Raw genomic sequence first — 12878 nt, 5'->3', positions numbered from 1 at the left:
GATGGATATCAGGAAAAATCAGCCCTCGCCAAAGGCCCCATAATCATAATGACGCACCACGCCCCCGAACGAGGCGATTCCCGTCGGACCATCCATTGGCGCGAATGCCAGTTCGATAAAGACCAGATGGCTGGGGTCCTCCGCCTGCCTTAACGCGGCCTCCAGTTCATCGGCATTGCCTGCCCGCAGGCAGATTGCCCCGCCCGATGGGCCAAGCACCTCCGGCAATGCGGCGTAATCCCAGTTGGCGATATCGTTATAGGCCGCATTTTCTCCCAGGATCATGCGTTCGATCGTGTATCCCCGGTTGTTGAGCAGGAAAATCACCGGCCTGTGCCCCGCGCGCAGGATGCTGGACAGTTCCTGCGCCGTCATCTGGAACGACCCGTCGCCAATAAACAGCAGATGCCGCCGCTTCGGGCTTGCGTTGAGCGCGCCCAGCAGCGCAGGCAGGGTATAGCCAATGGCCGCCCATATGGGTTGCGACACGAAATGGCATTCCGCCGGCATGCGCATATGCGTCAATGCCACCAGCGATGTCCCATTATCGGCCAGCACGACGTCGCCTGTCCGCAGGAATGTCTGGATACGCGCCCAGAATGCGGGCTGTCCCCATTCCGCCGTCCCGATCGCCCTGTCCGGCGCCCCTGTCGGGGCGGCAGGCGCGGCCTTCGCGGGCCGGGAAGAGGACGCGCGCGCCGCCAGATGGGCAAGGACGCCATCCAGCAGGTCGGCCGCCCCCACGCCCATGAACGCATCCGCGCCGCAGCGCACGTCAAACGCCCCGATATTGATAAAGGCATCGCTGTCGAAAGACTGCGAGAAATAGCCCGATGTCGCATCCACGAAACGCACGCCCAGGCCGATCACGCAATCCGCCTGCCGGACCAGGTCATACAGCGCGGGTGAAGACGCCTTGCCGCCATATATTCCCTGATAACGCGGGCTGGTTTCACACAGGGCCGCCTTGGATGTCGCAAGGGTGGCAAACGGGATATCGAGCATTTCCGAAAGCTGCCGCACCCGCGCGCCAAGATCGTAACGACGCACCAGCGCGTCCAGCAGCAGCACCGGCCTGCTGGCCTGTTCCAGCCGCCTTGCCATTTCCGTCACGGCAGCCTGCAACTGCACCGGATCGCTGCCGGGGGAGGATGAAATGTCATTCCCTGCCGGGACGCTTACCGAAACGCAGCATGTATCGGACGGAAGCTGCAGGTACACCGGTTGCTTTTCGCGCCATGCAGCGCCCAGCACCCTGTCGATCTCGGTCGCGGCATCCTGTGGCATCAGGCGGGCCTGCGCCACGGTGAACTGCCTGTAACAGTTCATGACATTTTCATACCCGCCATCCGCCAGCGTATGATGCAGCAGCGCACGCTGCGCGATGGCGTGAAGCGGCGGGATGCCCGAAATCATGACGACCGGCACCCCTTCGGCATAAGATCCCGCAATGGCGGACAGGGCGCTGAGGTCCCCCACCCCATACGTGGTCAGGACCGCGGAAATTCCCGACAGGCGGGCATCGCCATCAGCCGCATAGGCCGCGTTGAGTTCGTTGCAGTTCCCTATGAACGTCAGGCCCTCGGCCTGTTCAATCAGTTCAAGGAATTCCAGGTTATAATCGCCCGGAACGCCATAAATCCGTCGAACCCCCAGTTGCTGGAGACGTTCGATCAGGTAGGCCCCCACCGATTTGCGCATCGTCATCTTCATGCCTCGTTCAAGTCTTTCGATATGCCATGTATCGAAAGCATCACCTTCGGCCCGACTGCGCAACCTTTTTCAATATCAACAAATATAATATATTTTTCTTATTTATTTAAAAAACATATCTTTTTGCAATGTTCCGGACCCTATCCCCCACGATGCATCCTGAACAGGAGATATTTATTGTCTTTTATGACTTTGTTTTGTTTTATTTAATTACAAATGTGTTTTGAAATTATGGTATTTATTACTCACCCTGAAATCCTGCACTGCCTGCCATCCTGCCTTCAGATGCCAGGTTGATATCCCCTCCCCCCCCCTCTGGAAGGACATGGGGTGTGTAAACGCCGGAATGAGGCACCTGCCCCGGGCAGGATTACCCGGAATTGAAGCACGCCACGCGCGCACCCGGTTTCACGGGGAAATGCCCCTGCCCTCTTTCCGGACGAGCATTTCCATGCGTTTGATCGCCTGCAGCCTGTTTTCCATGGAAAGCGATCTGTAGAGTTCTATGATGCTGGCTTCATCTTTTGTAATATCAACCCGCACCGTTTCCTCGCTTCGTCCATTGAGGAAAACTTCCTCGCTAATGCCGAAAATCTGGGCGATGCGGGGAATATGCCGGCTGATCCTGTTGGGGCGTCCCGTTTCCCAAAATCCGACCGCGGTTCGGGAAACACCCAGCAGGTCGGCAAAGGCCTGCTGGCTTAATCCAGCGGCCTTGCGCAGAAGCTGGATACGCTGCCCGATTTCACGGGACGGGGAAAATCCATGGATGCTGGCCGCGCTCATCCCGTCACTGGAGACAGCCTGACTTTGCTGGATCCACTTGCGAAACCCCATGACCGTTGTTGTCCGGTATGTCAGGAAGGGGCGACGCGTCGCCTGTTTATGGAATACGACGTGGCCTTCATGAACCTCGTCAATATGACGCACTTCGCCACGGGGCGGCGCGCCGGTCCAGACCTGGGCGACTTTCAGGACAAAAGGTGTCGTCATGCTGCTTTGAAAACTGTCCGGAAACGCTTCATCAGCAATTCCTTCATGATTCCTCGATATTTCGTGGCAGGCGTGGAACGGTTCCCTACGCAGGGCTCCCCGCGCCCGTTCGGGCACGGGGGATATCCCGCTCAGGCCGTCAGGCGTGGGGCCTCGGGGATACAAGGCCCGTTATCTGTGACAATGTAGGGACCACCAGCCAGAATTTCGAGACAGAGCAGCCCCATCAGCGTGGGATGCCGCTGTCCCAGATGAAGGACTGCCTGCCCGTCCGTCCAGCGGCAGGGAACATTGGCGGGGGCATACCGGCCATCATGCCATCCCTCGGCCGCGTCTTTCGCAAGATGGTCGGAAATGGGATGCGCCACGCTGCCTTCGAACAGCTTGATATCCTTGACCAGCACGCCGAGTTGACGACGGTCATCGACATAGGGGCCAATCGTGTCGGATGGCCGGCTGGTCCGGGACATGATCCGCACATTCTCGACCCCCGGCGGGATCATGAAAAATGCGTATCCATTCGCCTCGCGCATCTTGCGGATGATGGCGCCTGTTTCCGTCATCAGGTGCAGATCGGCATCGTCACTGACCATGGGCGCTTCGGATGCAATGGCGTGGCCGGCCTCCGCCGCCCGGCCTTCAATCCTGCGGAACAGCGGTTCGACCACCTCCCGCGATACGGTCAGGGGAGCCGCAGCATCTTTGGCCCATGACCGGACAGGCCGCCCCCCGATGCTGACGATGTTGCCACTCTGCCGGAAACTGGCGCGATTACCTGTATCGAGATAGCTTTCGGTCAGCATGCCGTCCGCCCGGATCACCGAATGTTCTTCCGTTTCGATATGGTAGTATTCGTAAGACGTGATCGACCTGTCGTAAAAAACGGACCGATTGTTGACAAGCATGCGGGCCGGCACGAAGCCCCCATCAAAAAACAGGCAATGTTCGGCCGTAATCAGCATGTCCTTGTAGGGGACGCCTTCGGCGATGGCATCCCTGAGGATGCGGACAGGATAGCCTGCCTCATCATCCGGAAGGCCGGGACGGACCGTTTCATGTTTCCGCCCGGCCCAGATGACCCGGCGGGCCTGCCTGTGATCCCCGGCATAGGCGATGATTTCGTCACCGATCCGCAGGTCCTGCACCGCGCGTTCCCCGGACGGGGTTTCGATCATGGAATTTTCGAGGAAGCAGACCCCGACATAGGTGTTGTCATCAGCATAGGTCACCTGCAGGGGATTGTCGGCCGCATCCGTCCCGCTGGTTGAATATTTACCATCCGGCAGGGTCACGCCATCGGCCAGGTTGACGGAATATTCGGCAACCGTCTGGCCGCTGGAATTGAGCAGGTTGATGACCCTGCCATCCGACCCGCTGCCGCTGATCGTATAGGAGGAAACGGCACCGGTCGTGCCCTGCAGTTCGATCGTGTCCTTTGAGGGATCATAATTGTTCAGGGTGGTTGTACTGAGCGTTCCGGACGACAGCAGGCTGATGACCGTGCCGCCCCCATTAAGGATCAGCGTCCCGCCGCCCGTGCCGAAATTGACCGTGCCCCCTTCAAGGACACTGACAAGGGCAGCGCCGGTATTGAACGTGCCGCCATATTCAATGTTGACCGTTGAACCGGTCAGCAGGCCGACGAGGGAGCCGCCGCTGTTGCCTGTAAGCGTCGCCGTCCCGCCAACCACATTGATCGTGGTTCCCGAAATCGCTTCGACAAGGCCGGACAGGGTGTTGTCCCCCCCTATGTAATAGGTATTTGCCTCTGCCGCGCCAATTCCAATATCAATATCACCGGTAGATCCGGGCGCGCTTATGATCGTCTGGTTACTGGCCGCACTTATCAGGGTGTCATAGTCCTGGGTCCCGGTCAGGACGGCTCCACCCGAAAATACCTGCACCAGGCCGAGAAGGTCCAACCCCGGGTTTATGTTTTCACCCGTGTATACCACCGATCCATCGGGCGCTGTAATTGTAACGTCCCAGTCGTTATAAATAGGTACCAGCAAATTGGAAAGTGGCTCCGTGATATCGTAAGTTACGCCCGAAGCTGTAGTGTATTTTGTCATATCTGATACCTTTCCCGCCGGAACTTCTTGAACCGTGCTGCCTGCTGAAGCTGGTATCGGAATTATGTTCCGTAAAAGTGAGCAATCGGTAAACGGACATGTCTATGGATACGACTCAGGGCGTGCCGCAACATGTGACGGCAGGCTGCGATTGGCCTTCCCTGCGGCAACGCATAACGCCCGCACCATCAGGATGCCCCGCGCGGACGGTTCAAAAGGGATCCCCGTAACGCCCCGCCCGGGCGATTCTACCCAATAAGCGGAAAAACCTGCAGCCATCCGCAGGACGCGTCATCGGGCCGGAGGCGCCAGCAGCGGGTAAATCCCATACATTACGGGAAAAGCGATACGCCCCAGAATGTCCCAGTTTCGGGGCGCAGGACCGTTCCTTAAGGTGGCAGGTATGGCGTCATTTCATGCCCGACTGATTCAATCAACGGCCCCTTGACCGTCAAAGGTCTGCTCGACTTCACGGGCGGCGGTTGCCAGAAACGATGCCCAGCGCGTAACGCCTGTTTCGTCCGCCACCAGATCCTGCCGGATTTCCACCAGGCAGGCGGGAAGATCACGACCGTCGCCATGCACGGGAACGGCATAATCCTCATCCAGTTCGATCTGGTAAGGAAAATTCTCCGCAACCGGGAAATGCGATGCCTTGTGCAACGCCTCTATGAACAGCCGGCCGTAAGACCGCGCATGACCGAAAAGAATGCCGGCGGCCCATGGTCGTCTCTCCCCCTTGAAGACGGGGGTAAACGTATGGATGCCAAGCAGTAATGTACGTTTTTTCCTCGCGGCACGTTCATCAAGGATGGCCGTCACCGTTTCATGGAACGGGCGAAACCAGTGTTCATGCCGTTTCGTGCGCTCTTCCACGGACAGGTCCGTGTTGCCGGGAATGACCGTGGTTTCACTGATTTCGGGGATCGAGCTGCTGCTGTGCAGCGGCCTGTTGAGGTCGATCACCAGTCGCGACACCGTTCCCAGCACCAGCACCGCATCAAGGCGACGCGCAAGCGCGATGGCCATGTCCCGCGCGCCGATATCCCATGCAATATGCCGCAGCCGTTCCGCCTCTGGCAGTCCCAGATCGCCATATGCCGGCGGAATATGCGATGATGCATGTTCGCACAAAATCACATAGGGCGAACGCCCTTGCGCATTGATGACCTGCACTGCCCCGATTTCCGATTGCGCGGATGTATCTGGTCCGTTTGTATTGTTCATGCTTGACCTTATGCATGTCGCAGGACTTTACACACCGGCATGACCAGGCCATGCGCGGTTTCCGGTATGGAATGTCATGCTTGTTAAAACAGGGTTTTTCCGTATTTTTCCCGGATTTCCTCGATGTCTTCCAACCGCGACTGCACCCGGCTTTCCTGATCCGCCATCATGGCGGCCAGCAGGGTCTCGATCTGGACAAGTCCGGGGACCAGTGTGTCGAAAGGGGATACGGTCTCGATCGGGGCGCTGAGGGTTATGTCGGCAAAATCCGCGATGGGGGACTGCCACATGTCGGTAAACAGGAGGATCCGCGTGCCGCGATCCCGCGCCGCGCGGGAAAATGCGATGATATCGTCCTGATACCGGCGATAGTCAAAAACCGCCAGGGTATCGTTTTCCGTAAAATCGACCAGTATATCGACAAGGTCCGCCGGGCCGCCATCAATGTGCGTCACCCCCGGCCGCGCCTGGATCAGGTGCCCGCACAACAGCTTGGCCAGGGATTTGCTTGAACGACCGCCAAGGCAATGGACGTAACGCCGGCGACGGCCCAGCAGGTCGAGTGCTGCGCGGAAATTCGGCGGAAGATACCCGTCGCGCATCGCCGTCAGATTGGCGATGATCCCGTCGATGAACACGTTATGTACATTGTCGGAACGGAATGCCTCGGTATCCTTGCTTCGCAAGACATGCAGCGGCGAAAACCGGTTGTTGTCCAGTTCCGCCAGCATCGCCGTCTTCATGTCCTGATAACTGTCGAATCCCAGTTTCGATACCGCGCGCATGACGGTCGGGTCACTGACATGCGCCTGGCGTGCCAATGCCGACATCGGTCCCATGACCGCCAGCGGATAATTGTCGATAAGGACCCGGACCACTTTCAGTTCCGAACGGGTCAGATCAGCGCTGCGGGCAATCAGGTGATCGCGGATTGATATGTTGCCGTCCATCATGCGTCGTGAATACCACACCATTTCATAATACTGCCTGCCAGCACCTTCGTCGTCTCCGTGATGCTGTCAATCTCGACATACTCGTCCATACCATGGGCGTTATTGCCGGAGCAGCCATAGATGGCGCAGGGGATGCCATGCGCGGCGTAATGGGCTGCGTCGGACGCACCGACGAAACCGGTGATCTCGACATCCAGTCCCAGGCTTTTGCGTCCCGCCGCCAGCGACTGGACAAGGGGATGGTCGACAGGCGTGTTCATAGGTTCGAAATGCAGGCCGCCCAGTTCCCATATCACCCGGGGCGGATTGTGCCGCAGCCAGTCATCGGATTGTGCGAAACGGTGGACGAATGCCTCGAACGCCTGCCTGACATCGGCGGTTTTTTCATTCGGGAGGAATTTGAGGTCGATATCAATGGCGCAGCAGTCAGGCGTTATGGCCGGGTTTTCCATCATGGCCGGAACGCCGCGTTCATCGGCGAAGGCGCCGCCGCGAATGACACCCGCATGCAGCGTATTCATACCGGGCGGCATCAGGGGATGGCTTTTGGTCATTGCCCAGTCATGTTCAAGATCGCGCATGGCGATCAGGAATTTTGCCGCCAGATCGACGGCATTGACGCCCGGCGTGCGCTCCAGCCCCGGTGGCTGCGGGTAAAGGGAGGTATAGCGCCATGCGGAATGCGCCGTCCGGCCCGGAATGACCACGCGTACCCATTCCAGGCCGCCCTCCGCAGGCAGGATCCGGCCATACGATGTTTCGGTGATGATGCCGGCCCGGCATCTGGGGAAACGCGCTGCGGCGTCGATCGCGCCAAAACCGCCGGCCTCCTCATCAACGACGCAATGGATATCCACGCGCCCACGCGGCCTGTAACCCGCCTTGAGGACAGCGCGCAGGGCGGCGATCATCGCGATCACGCCGCTTTTCATATCCGTGGCGCCCCGTCCCCACAGCCGCCCGTCATGGATGTCCCCCGAAAAGGGATCCATCGACCATCGCGCGGCCTCACCCGCGGGAACCACGTCGATATGTCCATTGAGCATCAGGGACGTTTCATCCTCCCCCGGCAGGGAGGCAATGAGATTCGGCCGGCCGGCAAAGACATCATAGCGCGTTGTCCCCAACCCCATCCCGTCCAGAATTCCGGCCAGATAGGTCTGCACGTCCGCCTCCCGGTTCAGGCCTTCCCCGCGCTGGAATTTGGGGTTTACGGATGGAATGCGCACGATCGCCTGACTGTGTCGCACGGCCCAGTCCTGTTCCGCGTCAATCAGGGCACATACTTTTTCAAACGCTGCGTGCATCGGGCTGTCTCCATTTCCCCTTGACCCGTCATGCGACGGATTTTGCGTGAGCAGACTGACAATCTGTCAGGAATGTAAGATATTCCACATTATCTAATATAATGTCCATAATGAAATTGTATTGACACCGTATCGACCCGTACGCCATCGTATCTTCAGGGGCTACGGGACCATGGTCCACATCCACGCACAATTACGGATAGATGTTGATGAGACAACGGAATTCAAAAATGCGAGTGGGACGGACCGCGCTGCTTCTGGTGGACATGCAGGTTGTCTGGATGCATTCCGCGTCCGGTGCCGATAACGACTATTTCACCCATCGCAACGCCACGGTTGCGGTTCCCAACCAGATGCGGCTTCTGCGGACCGCACGGCAGATGGGGGTGGATGTCGTGCATACCATCATCCGCAGCCTGCGTTCCGACGGGCGGGACCGTTCCCTTGATCACAAGCTGACACCGATCCATATCGCGCCGGATGACCCGCAGGGCGAGATCATCGCGGAACTTTCCCCGATAAAGGATGAGATTGTTCTTCCGAAAACTTCTTCTGGCGTCTTCAATTCCACGAATATCGACTATCTCCTGCGCAATCTCGGGACGGATCACCTGATCGTCGCCGGACAGCTGACCGACCAGTGCGTGGACATGGCCGTGCGCGATGCTGCCGACAGGGGTTACCGCGTTGTCCTGCCCGAAGACGCATGCGCGACATACACCGCCGCGCGCCATCATGCGGCGCTGACGGCCTTTGGGGGATATTGCATGGTGACGAATACCGACGATGTCATTCATCGCATGACAGAGATCATGCCACATGAGTAATGATATCCACATGACAACGGCGCTCGGGGCGTTGCTGACCAATGACCTGGTCGGGATCACGCGCGGCCGTTTCTTTCCCCTGCCCGCACGCAGTGCCGCGATGGAAAAGGGATGCGGGTGGGTGCCCGCCAACCTCGGCCTCACCCCTTTTGATGAAATCGCGGCTGACAATCCGTGGGGATGCATCGGTGACCTGCGCCTGCTTCCGGACCCGCAGACGCGGTTCCTGTCGCGCCGCCTGGGGGATGGCGCCCTGGACGGGATGCTGTGTGACATCACCACGCTGGACGGAACGCCCTGGTATGGTTGCGGGCGCTCCTTCCTCAAGGCGGCACTGTCGGATCTGGAAAATGAATTCGGCCTGATCCTTCAGGGTGCCTTTGAAATGGAATTCCAGATAAAGGGCGCGTCATGGGGGGCTGCACCGGCCTTTTCCCTGCAGGCCATGCGGCGCGCGGACACGATGTGCCGGGATCTGGTCGATGCATTGACGGATATTGGCGCGGCGCCGGAAATAATACTTCCCGAATACGGACAGGACCAGTTCGAACTGGCCTGCGCCCCCCGGCCCGGCCTGCAGGCCGCGGACAAGGCGGTTCTGGTGCGCGAGGTCGTGCGCGAAGTCGCGCGCCTGCATGGGCATCGCGCCACATTCACGCCCAAGCTGCATCCCGATGGCGTCGGCAACGGGCTGCACATCCATTTCTCGTTCCTTGATGCGACGGACGGCACGCCGGTTGCTTACGATCCCGCGCGGCCGCATGGCGTCTCCGCGCGATGTGGGCAGTTCGTGGCCGGCATTGTCAGGCATATGCCGGCGTTGATGGTCCTGTGCGCGCCGACGGTCGTGTCCTATCTGCGGCTGGTTCCCCATCACTGGAGCGCCGCCTACAGCAGCTTTGGCGCGCTGAACCGCGAAGCGGCCCTGAGGATATGCCCGATCGCGCCCCATGCCGATCCCGCCCGTGCCTTCAACATAGAATTCCGGCCGACAGACGGAACGGCCAGCCCTTACTGGGCCCTGGGATGCCTGGTCCGCGCGGGTCTGGAGGGATTGCGCCAGCGCCTGCCGACCCCACCGCTGCTGTCCGGCGATCCCGACGCCCTGTCGGAGGCCGAACGCGCGCAGTCGGGAATAACACGCCTGCCTGCCACCCTTGGCGCGGCACTGGAATGCTTTCTTTCGGATCATGTTGTCCGGCAGTGGTTTGATCCTGTCCTGATCGAAGGGATACGCACTGCAAAGAAATGCGAAATGGACAAGACCCGGGACTGGAGCCCGGAGAATATCTGCGAACAATACGCACGCATATATTAAATAGCATCAGGATATTTCCTGATAATATTAGAAATACCCAGAAAACAGGACAAAGTTCCCATGTCAAGGAACATAGAAAAAGGTTATAGTTCTTTTTCGCATATTCTTGGGTCTGTACCGATTCCGGCCCTGATTTTCGGGTTGGCCGCCGCGGAATGCAGCAAGGCACGCGCGGCCGGCAATACGCAGCGCAATCCGGCGATGGACCAGACCGCGTCGCATCCCACGGGAAAAACGACACCCGGGTCCAATGTAAAAACCGCTGACAGGAAAATCGTTCCTGAGGAAATCAATGTCACAGGCCAGAGCCATAAGCAGGAACTGATAAAGGTACCGCAATCCATCAGCAGCTATTCCGGCGCGGAACTGAAACAGCTGAATGTCGCGCGTACCACGGACCTTCTGGGCATGACGCCGGGCCTGTACATGACGACAAGCTCCTTATCGCCCACACAGGAATCAACGCAGCTGGTCATTCGCGGTGTCGGCACCAATGCGCAGCTGGAGGCCGCCACCGGCACCTATGTTGATGGCGTCTATATGCCATCCCTGAACTTCGACGTAGGTTTTATGGATCCGCAGCGCGTGGATATTTACAAGGGCCCGCAGAATACACTGTTTGCCCGCAATGCGGAGGCCGGGGTCGTCAACATTGTCACGACGCCGCCCAGTGAAAAACGGATACGCCGCGCGGAAGTTGGTTATGACAGCTTCAATACATTGCGGACGCAGCTTTATTTCAGCGGCAAGATCGCACGGAATCTGTATGGATCCATCCTGGCGGATTACAGCCGTTCGGATGGTTACATAGATAACAGGGGAAAATCGAAATTCCCCTTTACCGACCCTTATTTCCCCGGCGAGAACCTGGTCGCGGAATATGGCAACCATATCAACCTCAACCGCTATACTGGCGTGGAACAGAAAGGTGGTTTCCGTACGGTCCTGCGTTATACGCCTACCGACAACCTCGATATCCGGCTGATCGGTGATTACCATCGCGACAATGGCAACCAGAACGGCGCAGGCCCGCTGAACAGCTGTCACTGCTATACCGTCAATGGCGATCTTGCCTATCAGTCCAACAGCGTTGATTACGGCGCGGCCATTGTCGCAAGCTACACGCTTCCCTACATGAAGCTTTCAAGCATCACGTCATGGCGTGAGGCGAATTCGGATATCCCGCTGGATTTTGTCGGCGATGCGCGACTGCAGAACAACCTGCAGGACATCTATTCCGAACAGCAGTCAAAGATGCAGGAATTCCGTATCGAGTCCAACGGGTCACGACGCTTTACATGGAATGTCGGGTTCAGTGCCTACAAGGACCGGGAATATACAAACCGCTTCTACGTCCTTTCGGATCTGGATTCCCCGGACGGCACGCTGCATTCCCTGTATTCCGGCATCTGGAATTCCCAGGTCGTCTCCCTGCGTCGCACCGGCTACGCCGGGTATGGGGAGGTGGGATACGCAATCACGCCCAGGCTGCACCTGGATGCGGGGCTACGCTATGTCTGGGAAGATGTCAGCGCGGCGGGGCTAGAACGTTATGTCATTCCTGCCAACAATGTCCTGAAATCCCCCCTGTCCAGTCTGGGATCATGGGCCTCTTTCAATACGGACGTGCCCAGCAGCCACTCCTGGGGCAAGGCGCTGCCTTCCGCCACGCTGCGATATGACATCCGGCGCGGGACATCCGTCTATCTTCGTTATGCACAGGGCTACAAGTCCGGCAGTTACCAGAAAGCACCGGTCGTTCCCACCGATGTCAGCCCTGTCGCGCCCGAAGAAACCAGCACCTATGAAATGGGGATCAAGTCACAGGTCAACAGGAGCCTGCGTCTCGAACTGGCCGGATATGACATCGATCTGAAAAATCAGCAGGTACAGTCAACCGTTGTCCGGGACGGCATTACCTCGAACGCCATCACCAACGCCGGGGCAAGCCGGATTACGGGGTTTGAGGCCAGCGTGGCGTGGCGCCCCATCAACCAGTTCGAAATCACGGCAAACGCGGCTTATACCCCAAGCAAATTTCTGGATTACGTCATTCATCCCGGCGTTGGAAAGGCGCCTGTGGTGCGGACAGGTTCCTCTCTGCCCAGCACGCCTGACTGGACGGCAAGTGTCCGTGGCGATTACACAGTACCGCTTGGTCCAAAAAAGAGCCTTGTGTTCCAGGCCAATTTCCGGTGGGTTGACAGTACCTACGTGGGTACGAACGCAACTTCCGCCGACCCGATCCTGAATATTCCATCATGGAACCAGCTGGACCTGAAGGTCATGTACAGGGGGGAATACTGGTCCGCGTCGCTTTACGGAAACAATGTCCTGAACCGGTATATCATCCTCTCCAAGTTCAATACATTCTTTGCCCAGCCCGCAGGCAATTACATTCATGATGTCGTCGCCCCGCCCGCCAATGTCGGTTTCGATATAACCGCCAATTTCTGAGACATGATGCC

Annotated in this window: 9 protein-coding genes; 3 read left to right on the top strand and 6 right to left on the bottom strand. The window is 58.4% G+C overall.

The genetic code is table 11. The features are described 5' to 3' along the window. Positions 1–18: 18 nt before the first annotated feature. The 6 genes from CFR71_RS00135 to CFR71_RS00110 form a co-directional block, all read right to left on the bottom strand. On the bottom strand, positions 19–1713 hold the full coding sequence (locus CFR71_RS00135; RefSeq protein ID WP_239020208.1) for an alpha-keto acid decarboxylase family protein: 1695 nt from the start codon (positions 1711–1713) through the stop codon (positions 19–21). A gap of 408 nt (positions 1714–2121) precedes the next feature. Continuing rightward, positions 2122–2706 carry a helix-turn-helix domain-containing protein gene (locus tag CFR71_RS00130; RefSeq protein ID WP_110525486.1) on the bottom strand — a complete coding sequence of 195 codons (585 nt, stop codon included), beginning with the start codon at positions 2704–2706 and terminating at the stop codon, positions 2122–2124. A gap of 131 nt (positions 2707–2837) precedes the next feature. Beyond that, positions 2838–4628, bottom strand: coding sequence for a Hint domain-containing protein (locus tag CFR71_RS00125; RefSeq protein ID WP_239020207.1), 1791 nt, complete (start codon positions 4626–4628; stop codon positions 2838–2840). Between the two features lie 579 nt (positions 4629–5207). Then, complete coding sequence (locus CFR71_RS00120) at positions 5208–6005, bottom strand: N-formylglutamate amidohydrolase (RefSeq protein WP_110525480.1); 798 nt, start codon at positions 6003–6005, stop codon at positions 5208–5210. Positions 6006–6088: 83 nt separating this feature from the next. After that, positions 6089–6958, bottom strand: a complete 870-nt coding sequence (locus CFR71_RS00115) for a MurR/RpiR family transcriptional regulator (RefSeq protein ID WP_165832002.1) — start codon at positions 6956–6958, stop codon at positions 6089–6091. Continuing rightward, positions 6955–8265, bottom strand: coding sequence for a M20 family metallopeptidase (locus CFR71_RS00110; protein ID WP_110525474.1), 1311 nt, complete (start codon positions 8263–8265; stop codon positions 6955–6957). The genes CFR71_RS00115 and CFR71_RS00110 overlap by 4 nt, the downstream gene beginning before the upstream one ends. A 230-nt stretch (positions 8266–8495) precedes the next feature. On the opposite strand from CFR71_RS00110, the gene CFR71_RS00105 reads away from it, so the two are divergent. The 3 genes from CFR71_RS00105 to CFR71_RS00095 all read left to right on the top strand — a co-directional run bounded on the left by CFR71_RS00105 (position 8496) and on the right by CFR71_RS00095 (position 12867). Next, positions 8496–9092, top strand: a complete 597-nt coding sequence (locus CFR71_RS00105) for a cysteine hydrolase family protein (protein WP_239020206.1) — start codon at positions 8496–8498, stop codon at positions 9090–9092. Between the two features lie 10 nt (positions 9093–9102). Then, complete coding sequence (locus CFR71_RS00100) at positions 9103–10410, top strand: type I glutamate--ammonia ligase (protein WP_110525467.1); 1308 nt, start codon at positions 9103–9105, stop codon at positions 10408–10410. A gap of 141 nt (positions 10411–10551) precedes the next feature. After that, complete coding sequence (locus CFR71_RS00095; protein WP_165832001.1) at positions 10552–12867, top strand: TonB-dependent receptor; 2316 nt, start codon at positions 10552–10554, stop codon at positions 12865–12867. Positions 12868–12878: the final 11 nt, after the last annotated feature.

This window comes from Novacetimonas pomaceti, assembly GCF_003207955.1.
GTDB classification, from domain to species: Bacteria; Pseudomonadota; Alphaproteobacteria; order Acetobacterales; family Acetobacteraceae; genus Novacetimonas; species Novacetimonas pomaceti.
The sequence above is the reverse complement of the archived record's forward strand: the minus strand, read 5'-3'. Positions and strand labels throughout refer to the sequence as shown.